The sequence below is a fragment of the Acidobacteriota bacterium genome (assembly GCA_018001935.1).
GTDB lineage: Bacteria > Acidobacteriota > JAAYUB01 > JAAYUB01 > JAAYUB01 > JAGNHB01.
The window spans coordinates 39,981-58,663 of the sequence record JAGNHB010000008.1; the positions used below are offsets into that span (position 1 = coordinate 39,981).

The 18,683-nt window shown below is 70.4% G+C and carries 19 protein-coding genes; 11 read left to right on the forward strand and 8 right to left on the reverse strand.

What is annotated here, in order from left to right:
• From KA419_04990 to KA419_05005, 4 genes are all read left to right on the forward strand, one after another.
• Positions 1–3,051 carry a CHAT domain-containing protein gene (locus KA419_04990; protein MBP7865286.1) on the forward strand — a complete coding sequence of 1,017 codons (3,051 nt, stop codon included), beginning with the start codon at positions 1–3 and terminating at the stop codon, positions 3,049–3,051.
• The gene (locus KA419_04995; protein ID MBP7865287.1) at positions 3,048–4,295 is read left to right on the forward strand and encodes an amidohydrolase family protein; all 1,248 of its coding nucleotides are present in this window, start codon (positions 3,048–3,050) and stop codon (positions 4,293–4,295) included. The genes KA419_04990 and KA419_04995 overlap by 4 nt, the downstream gene beginning before the upstream one ends.
• Before the next feature lie 39 nt (positions 4,296–4,334).
• Positions 4,335–4,580, forward strand: a complete 246-nt coding sequence (locus KA419_05000; GenBank protein ID MBP7865288.1) for a MoaD/ThiS family protein — start codon at positions 4,335–4,337, stop codon at positions 4,578–4,580.
• A 201-nt stretch (positions 4,581–4,781) separates the two neighbouring features.
• On the forward strand, positions 4,782–5,234 hold the full coding sequence (locus KA419_05005; GenBank protein ID MBP7865289.1) for a hypothetical protein: 453 nt from the start codon (positions 4,782–4,784) through the stop codon (positions 5,232–5,234).
• On the opposite strand, the gene pgeF is transcribed toward KA419_05005, so the two are convergent.
• Complete coding sequence (gene pgeF, locus KA419_05010; GenBank protein ID MBP7865290.1) at positions 5,181–6,026, reverse strand: peptidoglycan editing factor PgeF; 846 nt, start codon at positions 6,024–6,026, stop codon at positions 5,181–5,183. The genes KA419_05005 and pgeF overlap by 54 nt on opposite strands.
• A 125-nt stretch (positions 6,027–6,151) precedes the next feature.
• Here pgeF and KA419_05015 point away from each other — a divergent pair, with 125 nt between their 5' ends.
• A complete protein-coding gene (locus KA419_05015) occupies positions 6,152–7,930 on the forward strand; it encodes an O-antigen ligase family protein (GenBank protein ID MBP7865291.1) in 1,779 nt (592 codons plus the stop codon).
• A complete protein-coding gene (locus tag KA419_05020) occupies positions 7,927–8,670 on the forward strand; it encodes an HAD family phosphatase (protein ID MBP7865292.1) in 744 nt (247 codons plus the stop codon). The genes KA419_05015 and KA419_05020 overlap by 4 nt, the downstream gene beginning before the upstream one ends.
• 176 nt (positions 8,671–8,846) lie before the next feature.
• Here KA419_05020 and murB read toward each other — a convergent pair whose 3' ends face one another.
• From murB to KA419_05055, 7 genes are all read right to left on the reverse strand, one after another.
• Complete coding sequence (murB, locus tag KA419_05025) at positions 8,847–9,785, reverse strand: UDP-N-acetylmuramate dehydrogenase (protein ID MBP7865293.1); 939 nt, start codon at positions 9,783–9,785, stop codon at positions 8,847–8,849.
• Positions 9,782–10,756 carry a hypothetical protein gene (locus tag KA419_05030; protein ID MBP7865294.1) on the reverse strand — a complete coding sequence of 325 codons (975 nt, stop codon included), beginning with the start codon at positions 10,754–10,756 and terminating at the stop codon, positions 9,782–9,784. The genes murB and KA419_05030 overlap by 4 nt, the downstream gene beginning before the upstream one ends.
• Positions 10,757–11,091: 335 nt before the next feature.
• A complete protein-coding gene (locus tag KA419_05035) occupies positions 11,092–12,021 on the reverse strand; it encodes a dihydroorotate dehydrogenase (protein MBP7865295.1) in 930 nt (309 codons plus the stop codon).
• Positions 12,022–12,031: 10 nt separating this feature from the next.
• Positions 12,032–13,492, reverse strand: coding sequence for an aminoacyl-histidine dipeptidase (locus KA419_05040; protein ID MBP7865296.1), 1,461 nt, complete (start codon positions 13,490–13,492; stop codon positions 12,032–12,034).
• Positions 13,493–13,767: 275 nt separating this feature from the next.
• Complete coding sequence (locus KA419_05045) at positions 13,768–14,319, reverse strand: periplasmic heavy metal sensor (GenBank protein MBP7865297.1); 552 nt, start codon at positions 14,317–14,319, stop codon at positions 13,768–13,770.
• 45 nt (positions 14,320–14,364) lie between these two features.
• The gene (locus KA419_05050) at positions 14,365–14,964 is read right to left on the reverse strand and encodes a hypothetical protein (protein ID MBP7865298.1); all 600 of its coding nucleotides are present in this window, start codon (positions 14,962–14,964) and stop codon (positions 14,365–14,367) included.
• Between the two features lie 73 nt (positions 14,965–15,037).
• Entirely contained in the window at positions 15,038–15,631 is a 594-nt protein-coding gene (locus KA419_05055) for a sigma-70 family RNA polymerase sigma factor (GenBank protein ID MBP7865299.1), read from the reverse strand.
• 145 nt (positions 15,632–15,776) lie between these two features.
• Here KA419_05055 and KA419_05060 point away from each other — a divergent pair, with 145 nt between their 5' ends.
• Genes KA419_05060 through KA419_05080 form a run of 5 tightly spaced genes read left to right on the forward strand, consistent with a single transcriptional unit; the run spans position 15,777 to position 18,672 of the window.
• Entirely contained in the window at positions 15,777–16,373 is a 597-nt protein-coding gene (locus tag KA419_05060; protein ID MBP7865300.1) for an RNA polymerase sigma factor, read from the forward strand.
• The gene (locus tag KA419_05065; protein MBP7865301.1) at positions 16,357–16,890 is read left to right on the forward strand and encodes a zf-HC2 domain-containing protein; all 534 of its coding nucleotides are present in this window, start codon (positions 16,357–16,359) and stop codon (positions 16,888–16,890) included. Before KA419_05060 ends, KA419_05065 begins: the two co-directional genes overlap by 17 nt.
• Position 16,891: 1 nt before the next feature.
• A complete protein-coding gene (locus tag KA419_05070) occupies positions 16,892–17,338 on the forward strand; it encodes a hypothetical protein (GenBank protein ID MBP7865302.1) in 447 nt (148 codons plus the stop codon).
• A gap of 54 nt (positions 17,339–17,392) precedes the next feature.
• Positions 17,393–18,055: an isoprenoid biosynthesis glyoxalase ElbB gene (gene elbB, locus KA419_05075; GenBank protein ID MBP7865303.1), complete on the forward strand. Its 663-nt coding sequence runs from the start codon at positions 17,393–17,395 to the stop codon at positions 18,053–18,055.
• Positions 18,052–18,672, forward strand: coding sequence for an LOG family protein (locus tag KA419_05080; GenBank protein MBP7865304.1), 621 nt, complete (start codon positions 18,052–18,054; stop codon positions 18,670–18,672). Before elbB ends, KA419_05080 begins: the two co-directional genes overlap by 4 nt.
• Positions 18,673–18,683: the final 11 nt, after the last annotated feature.

Here is an 18,683-nt window from a genome sequence, read left to right on the forward strand (position 1 = left end):
TTGGACGGGTACCCCTGCCCCCGAGCCCGGAAAGCGGCCCGGCTGTTCGGCTGCCTGGCGGTGCTGACGGCCGTCGCGGGGCCGTGCCCGGCGGCCGGGGCCCGCGCCCCCGGCGGGGCCTCGGGGACCTATCCCGCCTTCACCCGTGACGTCCGTGACCTGCCGCACCTCGTCCGGGCCGGTCAGACCCGGGCGGCAGCCGATCGCCTCCGTCCCTGGGCCGCCCTCCCCGAAACCTCCGGCCGGGTCGCCCTGCTGTGGTACCTGTTCCTCCCGGGAGAGAAGCCCCCGCCCGGCGAGGTGTTCGCGCACCAGGTCGAAGCGGCGCGGCTCTCCCTCGGCGAGGCCCCCCGGGACCGCACGGCGTCCGTCACCCGGCTGCTGGCGGCGTACCCCGCCCACTTCGTCTGGCGCTGCTCCTGCGAAGCCTACCTGGACCCCGCCTGGCGGGACAGGCTCGCGGTTGCCCTGGGGTCTTCCCGCGGCCCCGCCCCGGTCAACCCCTTCCTCGGGCTGATCCGGCAGGTCCTCTCGCCGGGCGCCGCCGGGCGGCTGCCCGGGACCCTCGCCGGCCCGCGGGACCTGGACTGCCTGCTCGAGAGCGGCCGCCTCCGCTTCCTCCGGGGAGACACGGACGGCGCCCTGCGGCGGTGGCGCCAGGCGGCCGCCCTGGCGTCCCGTGTCGATGACCGCTGGCTCGAGATCGAGGCGGGGACCCTCCGCGCGCAGGCCCTGATCGCCGGGGACCGGCTGGACGAAGCGCACGAGGCCTGCCGCCAGTCCGAACGTCTCCTGAGGAACTTCCCGTCGCCCTGGCTGAAGGCTCACCTGGACTTCGCCCGGGGGATGCTCCTGGCCCGCCGGGGCGACCTCCGGGAAGCCGTCCTCGTTTTCCGCGGCATCGCCCGGGGCCCGGGGGACCGCGGTTACGCCCGGCTCCGGAACGCCTCCCTGGCCAACCTGGCCTACCTCTACGACGAGACCGGGGATTACGCCCTGGCGCTGGCCTGCCACGACGAGGTCATCCGGGACACCCGGACCGCCCTGGTGCCCCGGGCGCGGGCCGTCAACCTGCTCAACCGGGGGGCCCTCCACGAGCGTCTCGGGATGCCCGAGTCCGCGCTGGAGGATTACCGGCGGGCGATCGAGATCGACCCCGAGCACGTACCGGAGGAGATCCGGGCCCTGGGGACCCTGAATTTGGGCAACGTCTACGCCCGGGGCGAGCGGTGGGGCCAGGCCCTGGCCTGCTACGCGCGCGCCGGGGCGGCATTCCGGTCCCTGGGCCTCCCGGAGAATGCCCTCCTCGTCGCGTTGAACCGGGTCGCGGCACTGCTCGGCCGGGGCGATCTCCCCGAGGCGGAGGCCGCCCTCGCGGAGATCGCCCGCGAGATGAAATCCCCCGGGAACGCGCGGCACCTCCCCCTGTACCACTTTCTCGACTGCTGCTGCCTTCTCGAGGCCTCCCGCTACACGGAGGCCGCCGCCGCGCTCGGTCGCCTGGAGTCCGCCCTGCCCGGGGGCCCCGAGGGTTCGCTGCGCTGGGAGGTCCCCCTCCTGCGAGGCAAGCTCCTGGCGGGGACGGGCCGCGTCACCGAGGCCCTGGCGGCGCTCTCCCGGTCCGCTTCCGCCTTCGACGCCCTCCAGGACCGGTGCGGAGGGGAGGAGACCCAGATCCGGTTCGGCGGGACCGGGAGGGAACTCGTGGAGGCTCTCCTGGACGCGCTGGCCTCGGTGCGGCCCGGGGAACTCCCCGAGGAGACCCGGCTTCAGTACGCCCTGGACGCCATGGAGTGGTACCGCGGACGGGTCCTCCGGAAGCGCCTGGAGGCGAGGCGTTCCGCCCCGGGCCCCGGCGACCGCGTCCTCCTGGCCGAGGTCCGCACCCTTCTCTCCCACCGTCGCGCGGTGGCCCTCGTCTTTTTCCAGGGCACCCGCAGGCTCTACTACCTGGTGCTCGGGGGGTGGGGCGCCGGGGCCCTGTTCGGGTCGCTCGAGGCGGGCCTGGGCGAGCCGGGGCGTTCGGCGGCGGCCGCGTCCCCCGGGAGGCCAGGGACCGGGGACGGGCGGGCCCGGGCCGGTGATCCGGCCGCCCCCTGGGCCGGTCGGCTCCGGGAGTTCCTCGCCAGCCCGTCCCTCCTGCGCTTGCTGGTTTCCGCCGAGGAACTCATCGTTCTTCCGGACGGGGAACTTCACGCCTTCCCCCTGGAATCCGTCCAGGTTACCGCCGGTGGCCGGAGGGAGTACCTTGGCCTGTTCCGTCCCCTCTGCTACCTCCCCTCGTGGCGGTCGGCTCTCCGGGCCGGCAGCCGGGAAGGGGACCCGGCGGCCTGCGATTACTGCGGCCTTTTCGGGAGCGGCCCGGCCGGGGAGGCGTGGCCCGACCTTCCCTTCGCGGAACCGGAGGTCCGGAACACGGCCCTCTCCGGGCCCTGGACGGCGTCCCGGGTCGTCCGCGGCCCCTGGGCGGGGACCGCCGGTGCCAGCCGGCTTCTGGGCCGCCGCGAGACGGGGGTGTTCCACGTGGCGGCCCACATCGAGGCCGACGAGGAAAATCCCTGGGCGAGCCGGGTGATACTGGGCGGGACGGACGCCGGGCCCGCCGTACTGACGGTGCGGGACCTGGAAGCCCTGGAGGTGAAGGCCCGCCTCGTCGTTCTCTCGGGCTGCCGGTCGGGACGGGGGCGGGTGTTCCCGGGCGAGGGGAACGTCTCCCTGGCCCGTGTTTTCCTGGCCTCCGGCTGCGGGGGCGTTCTCACCACGGAGCGCGAGGTGGAGGACCGCTTCTGCGCCTTCTTCATGCACCGCTTCTTCGTGCGGCTCGAGGAAAGCGGCGGCGACGCGGTCCGGGCCCTTCATCGCGCCCGCCGCGACGCGAGCGCCGAACCGGCCTGGCGTGACCCTTCGCACTGGGCCAATTACCGCATCTACGGCATCCCCGGACGCGTTCCCCTGCGCGCGCGCCTCCCCCTCGCACCGATCTGTGCTATTCTGGGGGTGTTGCTCGCGGTCCCTCCCCTGGTTCGGGCCGCGAAAAGGAGGAGACCATGATCAACCATTCGGCGTCCCGTGCCCTGTGGACCGCGGACTGGGTCTGCCCGGGCCCCGGGGAGACGATTCCCGGCGGGGCCGTCGTCGTGGAGGACGGCCGTGTCCTGGCCGTCGGGGAAAGCGCGGCGCTGCGCCAGGCCTGGCCCGAGGCGCCGGCCCTTCACCGGGGGGCCGCCGTCCTGCCGCTCCCCGCCAACACGCACACCCACCTCGACCTGACGCTCTGCCCGGCCTTTCACGGTTCCTACGAGGGGTTCGTGCGGCACATGCTGGCCTGCCGGGACCGCCGGGGCGCCGACGGGGCCCGCGCGGGGCTCGCGCGCCTCCGCTGGCACCGCACCGGCGCCGTCGGGGACGTGGTGGCCTCTCCCGCCGCCATGGAGGTGCTCCTGGCCGAGGCCGGCCTGCCGGGGACGGTGTACTGGGAGGTGATCGCCCCGGACCCCGGGCAGGCCGAGGCCCGGTTTCGCGACCTCCGCGCGCAGGTGGACGCCTGGCGCCGCCGCGAGGGTCGCCTGCGGGTCGGTCTCTCGCCCCATGCCGCCCACACGGTCAGCGCGCCGCTGCTCCGCCGGATCGGCGAGTATGCCCGGGCGGAGGACATTCCCCTCCAGATCCACGCCGCCGAGACGCCGGAGGAGGTGATCTACTTCCGTGAAGGGAAGGGGCCCCTCCGGAACCTGATGCGCGAGATCACCGGCAAGCCCTGGAAGCGGCCCGGGATGACCCCCGTCGCCTGGCTGGCGGAACTGGGTGTCCTGGGGCCGGGAACCGCCGTCGTCCACGCCGTGCACGCGGAGGCCTCCGACGCCCGGCTGATCGCCCAGGCGGGCGCTTCGGTCATCGCCTGCCCCCGCAGCAACGCCGCGCTGGGGACCGGCCCGTTTCCCTGGGAGCGTTTCCGCGAGGCCGGCGTCCCGGTGGCGCTGGGCACCGATTCCACCGTCACGGCCGGGGACCTGGACGTCATGGGCGAGCTGCGGCGGCTGTGGGGATCGGTCCCCCCCGAGGACCTGCTCCGGGCGGCCTGCTGCGACGGTTATCGCGTCCTTGGCCTCGAGCCGCCCTCCCTCGCCCCGGGGACGCCCCTCGGGCAGGTGAAGGTCCTGGAGGTTCCCGCCCCGGGTGCCGACGCGGCCCCGCCGACGCCCGGGAGGAAAAGGGCGCCGGGCGGTCGCAGGGGCCTGAAGGGGGCGAACGTCCCCGAAGACCCGGGCGCTCCCGGGGATTCGGCGGGTCGGTGAGATCGCCGCGACCGCTCAGGAGGCGTAACCATGGCGCAAATACGGGTTCGGGTCCGCTACTTCTCCTCCCTCCGGGACGCCACGGGGCGATCCGAGGAAACGGTGCCGCTGGAGGCGCCCGCCACCCTGGCGGACCTCTGGGAGGACCTCTGCCGGCGCTGTCCCGCGCTCGCCCTGCACCGCGGCCGCGTGATCCCGGCGGTCAACCTGCGGCACGCCCCCTTCGACACTCCCCTCGCGGACGGCGACGAAGCGGCCTTCCTGCCCCCCGTCAGCGGCGGGTGAAGGGGACCAGGGGCGGTGCAGGCCCCCCCGTTCAGGGTCCCCGAGGCCGGGGGCTGGCCATCGCCCGGAGCAGGGCCCGGAAGAAACCGGTGACGACGGGTCTCTTTCGAGAAATCGGGAATGCTCGACCCCTCTTTTACCCTTTTCGATTCCGCATGGTCATGATATAGTTACGCTTGATTTTCGCAAGGGGGCAACCAGATGGTCCTGAGCAAGAAACCGAAAACCGCCGGAGAGATCAAGAGCAAGTGCCCGAAGTGCAAGGATGTCAAGCTTCACACCATCGTCGCGCTGAAGGACGAGGTCGTGGCCAAGGTCAAGTGCCAGAAGTGCGGCAGCGAGCACAAGTACTACCCGCCCCAGGCCGAACCGGCCAAGAAGAAGGCCCCGGCCCGGGAGAAGGCCTCCAGGGCGTCCGATGAGAAGGGGCAGACGCCCGCCGTCTCCACGGAGTGGCTCAACGCCGTGGCCAACGTCGCCGAGGACGGCTTCAAACCCTATTTCATCTCGGGGGTCTACCAGGCCAACGACTTCGTCCTCCACCCCACGTTCGGCAAGGGACTGGTCCAGCAGGTCCTCGGCATCGGCAAGATGGAAGTGCTATTCGAGACCGGGCCCCGCCGCCTGGTCTTCAACTACCGGAAAGAGGAATGAAATCATCCGGCCCGCCGAGGGGCCGGTCCGCCGGTAGGAGTGAAAGTACCGGGCGTCGCAACGGGTGCAGAGTCGGCACCGGTCGATGCGGCACGCCGCGACCCCAGCCCCCTCAAGGGCCGCCGCGATGCAGTGGCCCAGATCCAGGCGACAGGGGCTTCCCTCTCCCTTCCCGCCCCTGACGGACCCGGCAAACGCTTCGCCGAACCGCCTGCCGAGTTCCCCGTCGACCTCGTAGCAACACCCCTGGATGGACGGGCCCACCGCCGCCCGCAGGTCCGCCGGGTCGCTCCCGAACGCCTCGGCCAGGGTCCGGACGGCGACGGCGGCGATCCCCGCCATCGTGCCGCGCCACCCCGAGTGGACGGCCGCGCACACGCCTCGCACCGGGTCGGCGATCAGGACCGGGACGCAGTCCGCCGTCTGGACTCCCACGGCCAGGCCCGGGTCCGCCGCGCACACCCCGTCGGCGTCCACCCGGTACCCGAGGGCGCCGACCGGCTCCCCCCGCAGGTGGTAGGCGACCCCGTCCCCGCCCCGCCGCACCACCAGCACCCGGTCGGAGTGGACCTGGTGCGGGAGCGCCAGGTGCGTCCCCGGCGGGAGCACGGCCCCGAAATACCGGGAGCGCGCGGCGAGACCGGGCGACGTGTCTTCCTTGCGCACCCGAAGGTCCACCTCGGCGCCGGAGCGGGTGACCCGCGTGCTGAACCCGTGCCCGAAGGGGAGCCCGTCGAGAAGGGTCGACCGCGCCACCAGGTAATCCCCGGTCCAAGCCAGGTAGAACGCCATCCGCACCTCCGCCGGACGTTATAGCAGAACGGGCCCCGTTCGGGAACAGGTTTGTGCCCCGAACGGTCCGATCCGTGCTAATATCCCCCCTCGTCACGAACGGGATCGGAAGGAGGCGCTGCAACATGTCCGGGCCCGAACGGAGCCGTGAGCGCAACGAAGAGCGACCCTCGACCGGGAACCGGGAGCGGTGGCGGCTCTTCGCCTGGACCTGCCTGGCCCTGCTGCTCCTGCGGGAGATGCTCGTCAAGGGCCTGACCCCGGTCGGCACCCTCAGCACCCTCCTCCTGACCGGCGGGATCGTGCTGGGGTCCCTGGGCGGGGGCCCCCGCGACCGCCGGCCGGCCCTTCGCCGGTTCGCCGCCTCGCCGGCCTTTCTCGCCCCGGCGATCTACCTGGTCTGGCTCGCGGCAGACTTCGGCCTTCACGGTTTCCGGACGCACGACCCGGCGACGCAGGCGACCCGGGTGCTCCAGGTCCTGCTCTTTTGGTCCCTCTCCTGGTTGCTGTCGGCTTCGCACGGCCGCCCCGGGGGAGACCCCCCCCGGCCAGCGCCCCGCCGGCCGTTCACCGCCGTCGAGACCGGGCTCCTCCCACTGGTGGCCGGCTTCGGGACCCTGGAGGCCCTGGTCGGGATCGTCCAGTACGCCGTGACGGGGGAACGGGTCGGCGGGACCCTGGGAAACCCCAACCAGTACGCCGCCCTCGTGGCGGCCGCCCTGGCCGTCTGCCTCGGGCTCCTGGCGTCCCGGGACGGCGGGCCCCGCGTTCACCCCGGGTGGCCGGCCGCGGCCACGGTCCCCCTGCTCACCGCGCTCTGGCTCTCGGGATCCCGCGGCGCCCTGGCGGGCCTGGCCGCGGGCGCTCTCCTCTTCGGCTCACTGATCCTGTTCCGCCGTCGGTGGCCCCTCGTCGCCGTCGTGCTCCTGCTCCCCCTCCTGGCCGGCGCCGTGCACACCGCCTGGATGGCCGTCCGGTTCGAGACGGTCTACCAGCGCCACTACGCGGGCCTGTGCGGCGTCCTCTGGGTTCAGCACGCCCTGACGGGGAACTACGAGAAGCAGTACGGCGGGATTCTCCGCTATTACGACTTCGACGGCAGCGGCCGGCTCGACGCCCGGGACATCGTTCTCGCCGCCCGCCAGTGGAAGGAGGGCGCCCCGCCCGAGGTGCTGGACCTCGACCGCGTGGCCTACGCCGGCAAGGCCCGGAGGCTGCTCAACGTCTTGACCTGCCCGGACCTGACGGGGGCGACGCGTTTCTGGGCCCTGGGGGCGAGCCTGCGCATGATGCGCGACCACCCCCTGACCGGCGTGGGACCGGGCAACTGGATCGTTTCGGTGCCCGACTACCTGGTCGCCTACGACGAGGCGCTCCTCACCACCCATGCCCACAGCCTCCCGCTGCAACTCGGCGTCGAGCTGGGCCTCCCCGGCCTCCTCCTCTGGCTGGCCCTGATCATGGCCGTCGTCGCGGCCACCCGCCGGCAGTTGGGGGAGCGCGGCGGGGGCCCGGTCCGGGGGCCCCGAGCCTCCGCCGCAGGGTGGGGCCTGTCCGCGGGGGCCGTCGCCGGCTTCGCCCTCCTCGTGACGGCGGGGCACAACCTGCTGGACGTCACCGTCTTCACCCGCCCCCTGCGCTTCGTCCTGCCTGCCCTTCTGGCCTTGCTGTTCGCGCCGCGGAACCGGGAGCGGAGTGAGAAATACACTGGAAGAGCTGAAGAAACGGGGTTCGGGGCAGGCATAGGGCATGCGGGAAGCGCGGTAGAGCGGGTGGAGGGAGACGGGAAACCTAATCGGCCCGATCGGTCGGATCCGACCGATCCGTCCGATCCGACTGCCCCGCCCGGCCTGCCCGACTCGCTCAACCCGCCCGGCCAGAAGGTCGGGAAGGCGGGCGCATGAGCCCGCCGGTCGGGCCCGCCTCCCGCAGCCCACGACCCGAAGCTTTCTTCCGGGCCGTCGTTTTCGACTTCGACGGCGTGATCGTGGACACCGAACCCCTCCACTACCAGGCCTTCCTGGAGGGGTTCCGGGCGCTGGGGCTCACCCTGGGCTACCCTGAGTACTTGGCCCGCTACGTCGGCCTCGACGACCGGGACGCCTACCGCGCCGCCCTCCTCGCCGCCGGCCGCCCGCCGGACGAGGCGCGGGTCGAGCGCCTTTGCCGTGACAAGGCCCTCCGATTCCGACGGCTCCTGGATGCCGGCGTGGAGGAGGTCCCCGGCAGCGTGGCCATGATCCGCGCCCTACACGCCGAAAGTGTCCCGCTGGCCGTGGCCAGCGGCTCGGTGGAGTACGAGATCCGCTTGGTTCTCGGCCGCCTCGGCGTTACCGGCTGCTTCCAGGCCCTGGTGGCCGCGGACCACGTGGGCGCGTCCAAGCCCGACCCCGCCACCCACTGTCGGGCCGTGGACCTTCTGGCGGAAGCGTTCCCCGGGGAAGGGATCCTGCCCGCTGCCTGCCTGGCCATCGAGGACACCCCCACCGGGGTCACTGCCGCGAAACGGGCCGGACTGCCGGTCCTCGCCCTCACCACCACCACCGGCGCCGACGATTTGGCCGAAGCGGACTGGGTCCTCGACGATCTTCAGGGTCTGCATTCCCGGGATCTTCTTCGGGCACGGCTCAGGGGGTTAGGCTGAAGACTGTTAGGCTGAAGGTGGTTACGCGGTTGCGTTTTTTCCAGCCGGTTGTCGATTTCGGTTGCGCTCTCAGGCCACAGTTGACGGGCTCTGCCCCTGGAAGAACGGGATCCTTTCAACAGGGCATGAAGGGCCGCCTTCACCGCGCCGTGGTTCCTTGTTCCGGGGTATCCGGCTCAGGGCGGAGGGGGAACGTGGTCCTCCGGGCGCCAGCGGCCGATAAGGCGGATTTCCCGTTCGAGACGGACCCCGGTTCGTGCGAGGACGGTCTCTTCCACGAGCCGGATGGCGTCCAGGACCTCGCGGGCGGTGGCCCCCCCCCGGTTGACGATGAAGTTGGCGTGGCGGGCGTAGACCTCCACGGGTCCCGTCCGGTATCCGCGAAGCCCGCACCCGTCGATGATCCGGCCCGACGGGCGCCCGGCATTTCGGTCGTTCTTGAAGACGCACCCGGCGTTGGGGAAGGCGTACTGCCCCGCGTCCTCGCGCCGCTTCCGGTAGCCCTCCGTCTCCCGCTCCAGCGCCTCCCGGTCGGGGGCGGGGTCCAGTCTCAACCGGACGCTCGCCACCGCCTCGCCCGTGCGCTGGAAAATCGACTGCTTGTAGGCGAAATCGCACCCGGACGCCGGGCGGAGGATCCACTCGCCCCGGTCGTCGAGAGAGCGAACGGATTCGATCCGTTCCGAGATGGACCGCTCCCAGCAGCGCGCGTTCATGAAGACGGCGCCGCCGACGGTCCCGGGGAGGCCGTGGAAAACCTCCAGCCCGGCCAGGCCGAGGCGCACGGCTTCCCGGCAGACGGCCTCCATGGTGGCCCCGGCCTCGACCTCCATCCCCGGGCGGCCGGTTTGATCCGAATCCAGCGGAACGAGGCGCTCCAGTCTCGTGGTCAGGATCACGGCGCCCTCCACCCCGGCGTCGGAGACCAGGATGTTGGAGCCGCCGCCGAGGACCGTCACGGGCAACCCCTCATTGAGGGCCCAGCGCAGGGTTTCGCGGAAAGCGTTCACGTCGGGGGGCTCGAGCAGGACGTCCGCCGGCCCGCCGATCTTCCAGGTGGTGTACGGCGCCAGCGGTTCGCGGAAGCGGTGAGGGACGGGGGGTGGAACGATCATTTTCCGGGTGCGGGTATTACCGGTCCCGGGCCGCTCCGGGTGAATTCCGACAGGCGGACGTCAACCCGGGAGAGCGTCCCGTGGTGGCCAAAGAGGAAGGCCACGAGGCCGACCCCGGGCACGTACGACGCCATCATGTGCGAGGAGTTCGTCCGGTGGGACATTCGCCAGGACGAGGCCGTTCCTCCCTGCAATCCCTTGATCCCTTTCAGGATAAAATTTCTGGCCCCGTCGGTCACCCAGCGGTTGTAGCCGTCGTCCGTCGGGGAGGCGAGCGCGGCGCTCATGGGGTGGGCCCCGTCGAGGATCATGTCCTCCACGGAGGGCGCCCGGGGGCTTTCCCCCTGGATCATGGCGTTCACGAAGGCCTCGGCAGCGGTGTTGGAGAGGAGGTAGTACTTTCCCGACGTATCCTTGACCAACACGTAGCGCCCGGGTTCGCGGCCTTCCTCGTAGAAGGCGAGGTCCAGGGGGTGCCCCAGGAGGGTGGCGGCGATCATCCCTCCGCTCTGGACGACGTCGGTGATTTCAGAGCGCCACTTCAACACTTTGCGGTGTTCCTTCTGGTCCCGTCCCAGCCACTCCACCTGGCCCGAATAGACCCAGCAGACCCCTTTTTCCATCGGGATGGCCTCGGGTCGGACGACGGAGGCCTTCCCCGGTTCAGGGGCCTGGGCGGGAACCCCGTCCCCCGAAAAAACAAGCAGGAGCATGAGCAGGAGCAGGGCCGGGCCGGTTCGACGGAGGGCGGCGGACGCCGGGCTGCCCGGGAGGCACGTCGTCGGGTTCGTCATCCGTTGGACGGTTTCCCCGGGGGTGACGGGCTTTTCCGGACGGTGCGCACCCGGGACGGCGGCAGCGGCGCCCGGCTGGGGGGACCGGGGAGCGGGCGGGACGGGGGCGCCCGGCTTCCAGGGGCCCGGCGGGTGAACCGGGGGGGTGAAGGTCGATGGCATCGTGATTCCGAACATGCTAGTCCCCCTCTTCAAAATCGAGGAATCCGAAAAAGTCCGCTTCTATCACGAAAGAAAGTCAGAATCTACAGATTTCAATGTATTTAGAAGGCCTGTCATTCTTTGCGTCCCATGCGTTCTTTGTGGCTGAGCTGACTTTTTTGCGGTGCTGTCGAATGATGAAATTTTTTGACCGCTTGCTGACGCGCGCGGTTCTGACTTGTGCTGACCGCTTGCTGACGCGCGCGGTTCTGACTTGTGCTGACCGCTTGCTGATGCGCGCGGCTCTGACTTTTGCTGACCGCTTGCTGACGCGCGCGGCTCTGACTGCTTACGCGCGCGGCTCTGACTGATTACGTGCGCGGCTCTGAGGCGCGGAGGAAGGCCCCCGACAGGGCGTCTGTCGACACGTAGCCGTGGGCGTCGCCCCAGGCCGCGAGTTCGTCGAGGACCTGCACCGCGGCGTCCGGACGGACGTAGCTGGCCGTCCCCACCTGGACCGCCCGGGCGCCCAGCGCCAGGTACTCGGCGGCGTCCACCCCCGTCATGATCCCGCCGATGGCGATCACGGGGATGTCCACCTTGCGGCAGACTTCCCACACCATGCGCTGGGCCAGGGGCTTGATGGCCGGCCCGCTGAGCCCGCCGATGACGTTGGCCAGGCGCGGGCGGAGAGTCTCCACGTCAATGGCCATCCCCACGAAGGTGTTGACCAGGGACACGGCGTCAGCCCCCTCGTCCTTGCAGGCCCGGGCGAAGGGGGCGATGTCCGTGACGTTGGGCGAGAGCTTCACGATCAGGGGCTTGCTTCCCATGGCCTTCCGGGCGGCAGCCGTGACCTTCGCGGTCTGGGCCGGGTCACCGGCGAAGTGGATGCCGCCGGCCTTGACGTTGGGGCAGGAGATGTTCAGCTCCACGGCGGCGATGCCGTCGGCGGACGCCAGCAGGCCGCAGACCTCGGCGTACTCCTCCACGGAGTTGCCCAGGGCGTTGGCGATGACGGGGACGTTGAAGCGCCGCAGGGGCGGGAGCTTGTCCCGCAGGAAAGTCTCCACCCCCACGTTCTGCAAACCGATGGCGTTGAGCATCCCCGCCGCCGTTTCCCAGATGCGCGGCGACGGGTTCCCCGGGCGGGGCTCGAGGCTCAAGCCCTTCACCACCACGGCGCCCAGCCGGGAAAGGTCGAGGTAGGGCTCGAACTCCAGGCCGTAGCCGAAGGTCCCGCTGGCCGTCATCACCGGGTTGGCGAGGACCAGCGGGCCGACCCGGGTTCGGAGGTCCATCCGCGGCCCCCTAGGCCTTCATGGCGCGCAGCATGGCCAGCAGGTAGTCCCAGAACCTCCCGGTGGACGGGATGCTGACCCGTTCGTCGGGGGAGTGGGCCCCGTGGAGGTTGGGGCCGAAGGAGATCATCTCCATGCCGGGGCAGCGCTCGCCGATGATGCCGCACTCCAGCCCCGCGTGGATCGCCTTGACCTGCGGCGCGAAGCCGAAGACCTCCTGGTGGACCTTCTCGGCGACCTTGAGCAGGGCGGCGTCCATGTCCGGCTTCCAGCCCGGGTAGCCGTTGCCGTGCTCCACCTCGACCCCGGCCAGGGCGCAGAGGGCGCTGACCCCGGCGGCCACGTCGTACTTGGCGCTCTCGATGGAGCTGCGGTGGTTCTGGCTGACGGAGACCACGCCGTTGCCGGTGGCGATGATGGCCAGGTTCGATGAGGTCTGGACCAGGCCGGCGATGTCGGGGGAGAAGGAGACCACGCCGTGGCGGGCCGCCACCAGGTAGTTGACCACCCGCTCGACGTCGGCGCCGGGGATGGCATACTCGGGCCCCTGGTCGAGGGCCTCGAGCGTCAGCGTCAACCCGGGGTCCGCCTTCCCGATCTCGGAGCGGAGGTCGGCCTGCAGCCGGGCCAACGCTGCCTCGAATTCCTCGCGGCGGAAGGCGTCCATGTAGAAAACGGCGAAGGCCTCGCGGGGGATGGCATTGCGCTTGCTGCCGCCCTCGAGAGTGGCGACCTTCATGCCGAAGGGTTTGCGGAAGTCGGCCAGGGCGCGGGCCAGGCACTTGATGGCGTTCCCCAGGCCGTCCGGGATGTTCAGACCGGAGTGGCCTCCCTTGAGGCCCGACACCTTCAGGCGGAAGGGGGCCTTCCACGCCGCCGGCTTCACCGGCGTGAAGGTGAAGGTGACGTTGGAGTCCAGGCCGCCGGCGCAGCCCACGTAGAGGGCGCCTTCCTCCTCGCTGTCCATGTTCAGGAGGCGCCGCCCCTTCACCAGGCTCCCGTCCAGGTTGAAGGCGCCGGTCAGGCCGGTCTCCTCGTCGATGGTGAACAGGAACTCCAGCGGACCGTGGGGGATGTCCGTCGCTTCCATGACGGCCAGGCCGGCGGCCACGCCGATGCCGTTGTCCGCGCCGAGGGTGGTCCCCCTGGCCCGGAGGAAGTCGCCGTCCACGACCAACTGGATGCCGTCCCGGGTGAAGTCGTGCACGGTCCCCTCGTTCTTCTCGCAGACCATGTCCAGGTGCCCCTGCAGCACGCACGGCACCGCGTCCTCCATCCCGGGCGTGGCCTTCTTGTAGACCACCACGTTCCCGATGGCGTCCCGTTTCGCTTCGAGGCCGAGGCGCCTGGCTTCGGCGAGCACGTAGAGGGCGGCGGCCTCCTCGTTCTTCGAGCCTCTCGGGATGGCCGACAGCGCCTTGAACTGCTTCCAAAGGCCCCGGGGTTCCAGGTTCTCCAGATCGTATGCCACGTCTACCTCCACAGTGTGAATTTCGAAAAGGGGATTTTACTCCTCTTGCCGACCCGGATGAAAGCAAAATCGCGCGGCGGGAAGAAGGGTGAAGGGGGCGGATCGTGCCAGAGCAGGCATTGAGCGTGAGTGAAGAGAATCGGACCGATCCGTCGAATCCGACCGATCGGTCCGAAAAAGCAGGAATTCACCGCAGGTTCGCTGCATCGGCGGCAGATCTGCCGCCCCGGCGCGGGGGGTGACGGAACCGCGCCGGCGCGGTCGGGCCGGCCGCCTCACTCGATGGGGGGGGGCGGGGCCTTTCTCGGGTTTCGCGGGATGCGGCGATCCGGGGGCCGGTCCAGCGGGCGGTCCTTGCGGTCCTGCCGGAGCAGCTGCCGGAGGTGCTTCAACTCCTTGCGCTGCTCGGGGGTGAGCTGCCCCCGGATGTCCAGCTGCATGATCACGGTGGCCCGGGCCAGTTCGCTCCGGGCGGCCAGCACCAGGTCCAGGGCGCCCAGCACCGCCTCGCGGGGGGCGTTGTCGTTGTCGGACACGCGGCCGAGGTCCATGGTGGCCTTGGTCAGCCGCCCCTTGAGGTCCACCAGTTTCTTGCTGTGGTCGAAAAAGATGGACTCGATCCGGTCCACCTGGTCCGGCGTCAGTTTCAGGTCGTCCACCACCCGGGGGTGTTTCCACCACTTCCCGGGGAGTTCGGAAAAGGGGAGTTTCGCCGCGTCGGGGTCGGCCCCGGGGCCGGGTCCCGGCGCCTGTCCGAACGCCAGCCCGAGGGGGAACACGAGCAGGAGCAGCAGGGGCAGGGGGTGACGGTTTCGATGGGGTTTCATGGGTGTTTCCTCCGAATGCGGTTTTCCGTTCCCGGCGGCCCGGCGTCAGGCCACGAGACGGGAGACGGGCGCCGGGCCGGCGTCCAGCGACTTCTGGTTGGCGGGCCCTTTGTCGGGGGCCTTGACGGGGTTGCAACCGCCCCCGCCCTGCCTCTCGGGCTCCCACGCACCGAAGTCGTCCAGGAAGGAGGCCTCCTCCATGGTCGAGGGGTCCAGGCTCAGGAGGTCGTTGACCTCCCGCAGCATGGTCTCCCCCTCCTGGTCGGTCCGGATGGGTTGGGCCGCCGACGGGGCGGCCGCCACCGGCGCCGTCGGCCCGGAGACGACGCCGGTCACGGGTGCGGGGACCGGTTCCGGGGACGGGACGACCAGGGCGTGCCCGTGGGGGCGCAGCACCAGCCAGGCGCCCACCAGGCAGACCAGGATCGCGGAGACGGCCATCCCGGCACGGAGCGGGTTGAGCCGGGGGAAACCGAACCACGAACGCTCCCGGGAGGCCTTCTGCGCCTCGATCCGGGTCCACACGGCCCGGTTGAAGTTGTCCTTCGGTTCGATCCCCGGCAGGTGGTCCAGGGCGGCCCACATCCGGTCGATATCGGCGTTGAAATCCCGGCACTCCGGGCATTCTTCGAGATGCTTCCTCATGTCGGCCTCCTCCGCGGGACCCCGCGCGTTCTCCCTGAGCAGACAGGATTCCCGGTACTGTTCGCAGTTCATCTCACACCTCCCGTTCCGCCGCGGGGCCTTCCACCGCCAGGCCCATTTTCCGCAGCATGTCCCTCAACCGGAGCTTCCCGCGGTGGATGTGGGTCTTGATGGCCCCCAGCGAGCACTTCATGATCTGGGCGATCTCCTGGTACGAAAAGTCGTGGTACTTGCACAGCACGATGGCCGTTCTTTCCTTCTCGGGGAGGTTGCGGACCGCCTCGCGGACCAGGTCCGCCAGTTCCCGGTCCACCACCCGGTCCAGCGCCGAGGGGTTCCCTTCCGGGTGGGCGGCGTAGGTCCGCCCCGCCTCGGGGTCGGCCTCCGATTCGCTGATCCACCGTTTCTTCCGCTTCAGGTGCTTCAGGGACATGTTCGTCGCCACCGTGAAGAGCCAGGTGCTGAAACGGGCCGTCGGCTCATACCGATGCCGGGCCAGGTAAATGTTCACGAAGACGTCCTGGGCGATCTCCTCGGCCGCCGACCCGTTTTGAACCAGGCGGTAGACGAAGTTGATCACGGGCTTGCGGTAACGGGTCATCAGCGCGTTGAACGCCCCGTCGTCCCCATCCCTGACCCGGACCATCAGTTGAGCGTCTGCGTCCATCGGACCCTCCGCGAACGTTCAACCCCGGGGCCCCGGGAAGGTTTCAGGTTTTTTCATTTGACTCCGCCCGGGCTTCATTGTCTAATTCACCCCTGAAACTTTGGACCGGAACCTTCCATCATTCTATCACGAGGGTGCCTTCACCGTGACCGCCACGCCGGAGCTTCTGGGCCTGATCGAACGGACGAGATCCGGCGACATGGCCGCGTTCCGGGCGCTCTTCGAGCGGTACGCGAAAAGGGTCCTGAATTTTGGCTTCCGCATGACGGGGAGCCGGGAGGCGGCCGAGGAAATCGTCCAGGAGACCTTCGTAGCGGTCTGGAAGGGCCTCGGGGGGCTCAACGACCCCGACCGCTTCGAACCGTGGCTCTTCATGATCGCCCGCAATTTCGTTTACCAGGCCCACCGGAAGGACCGGGCGGGCCTGGTTTCCCTCGATGCGGTGGGCGAGGACGGCGAGCCGGCCGTCAAAGTGCCTGACCGGGGAGTCACCCCCGAGGCGTGGTGCGAGCAGTCGGAACTTCAGGCCGCGGCCATGGAGGCCATCGCCTCCCTGGAACCGAAATACCGCGAGGTGTTCGTCCTGGCTGTTCTGGAGGGATACAGTTACAAGGAAGTGGCCGGGATGGTCCAGCGCAAGGTGCCCTCGGTGAAGACGGACATCCACCGGGCGCGGCTCAAGATAAGGGAGAAACTGGGCCCCTTCCTGGCCGGAGGCGAGTCGGATGAACCCGGAGTGTGAGCGAATCCTGGCGTGGATGTCGGAAAGCCTGGACGGCCAGGCGCCGCCGGAGGTGGAGCGGGAGTTCCGCGACCACCTGGCGGCGTGCCCGTCGTGCCGCGTCCAGGTCGGCCTCCAGATGCAGGCCGAGCACCTGCTGAAGACCTCCCTGCCCGTCCTGGAGCCCGGGCCGGCCCTCTGGACCCGGCTCGCCGACGCGGTCGCCCTGCCGCGCCCGTCCTTGCGGACCCTTCGTCGATGGGCCCTGGGACTCGCGGCCGCCTTGGCCTGCCTGATGGTCCTGGCGGCCCTCCCCATCGTCCGGGGCATCGGGAGGATGGAGGCGATGCACCGGGCCTGGCAGACCCGGACCTTCCAGGCCGAGATGGAAGGTTACCTCACCGGGCGGTCCGCCGTCATCGCGTCCGGGAACCCCTTTACCGCGCCGGGAACGGAAGCCCGGTCCCAGGACGAGCAGAACCCCTTCTCCCCCTTCACCCGCGCGGGGGCCCGAAATCCATTCGCGGAGATCAATTGAGATGAAACAGCCTTTTGTTTGGAAACCCTTTGCAGTCATTGCTTTCGCCTTCCTCTTCCTGGTCCCGGCCCCTCCGGCCCAGGACACCGCGGAGGAAAAGCTGGCCATCGCCCGTTCCCTGCACGAACAGATGTCCCTCTGCATCCAGAAAGGCGACTACCCCAAGCTGGAGGAAGGGTTCCGCAAGCTCATCGGCCTCCGCCTCCAGGGCCGGTACGAGAAGGCCGTGGTGGACGAGGTCCAGATCCTGTCGGAGCAACTGGTCCGCCGTGGCGCGCTGGACGTGGCCATGAGCCTGGTGGACTCCGCCCTGGCCGCCCTCAGGGAAAAGGAGAGCCAGTCCCGCCTGCTCAAGGAGAAAGGTCTTCTCTACAAGCAGCAGGGGAAAACCGACAAGGCCATGGAGATGTTCGAGGCCGCGCGAAAGATCGAAACCGCGGCCCCGTGATCCCGGGGACCCCCCGGGGAGAGTGCACCCCATCATCGCGAGAGGAGAATGACCATGAAGAAAGTCGGCGTGGTACTGTCCGGATGCGGGGTCTACGACGGGTCCGAGATCCACGAGGCCGTCCTGACCCTGCTCGCCCTCGACCGGAAGGGCTTCGAAATCGTCTGCCTGGCGCCGGACGCCCCCCAGGCGGACGTGGTGGACCACCGGACCGGTTCGGCGGCCCCGGAGAGCCGCAACATCCTGGCGGAAGCCGCCCGCATCGCCCGCGGGAAGGTCCGTGACCTCGCCGGCGCCCGCCCGGACGAACTCGACGCCCTGGTCTTCCCCGGGGGCTTCGGGGCGGCCAAGAACCTTTGCACCTTCGCTGTGCAGGGCCCCGACTGCAGCGTCAACCCCGACGTCCGGCGGCTCGTCCTCGGGATGCACGCCGCCGGCAAGCCCCTCTGCGCCCTCTGCATCGCCCCGGCCCTCCTCGCCAAGGTGCTGGGCGACGCGGGTGTCCGGGTGACCCTCACCATCGGCAACGACCCGGGGACGGCGGAAGCCCTCCGCAAGGCCGGCGCCCTGCACCAGGACTGCCCCGCCGACGGGTGCGTGGTGGACGAGGCGAACCGGGTGGTGACGACGCCGGCCTACATGAGGGCCGGGCGGATTTCCGAGGCCGCGGACGGGATCGACGCCGCGATTTCCGCTCTCGCGCGGCTGATCGGGTGAGCCCGCAACCCGGCCGTCCGGGGGAGGCGGCCCTTCCCGCGCCGGAAGGCCCCCGGTCGGTGACGGTTTTCGGCAGCTCGCTCCCCGGCAACGGGATGCCGGAGTACCAGACGGCCTACCGCATCGGGTACCTCCTGGGTGCCGCCGGCTGGACCGTGGTGAACGGCGGTTACGGCGGCACCATGGAAGCATCCGCCCGGGGCGCCCGGGACGCCGGCGGACGGACCGTCGGGGTCACCGTGACCCGGTTCAGGGCCACCGGTCCCAACCCCTACCTGGACACCGTCATCGAGGAACCGGACCTCTTTGCGCGACTTTCGCGGCTCATCCGCCTCGGGGAGTGGTACGTGGTCCTTCCCGGAAGCACGGGCACCCTCGTGGAACTCGCCCTGGTCTGGGAATTCCTCAACAAGGGGTTTTCTCCGCGAAAAACCGTCCTGGCCGACCGGTGCTGGTCGCCCCTTCGGCAGGCCCTCCCGCCCGAAGCCGAGACGGGGCGCTGGCTGGAGACGGGCGCCGCCGCACCTCCCGAGGGCTCGCTCTGCTTCTGCGCCGACCTCCCCGACGCGGTGGAGGCTGTCCTCTCCCGCCGGGGATTCCCCGGCTCCACGTTATGACCGGCGCGGAC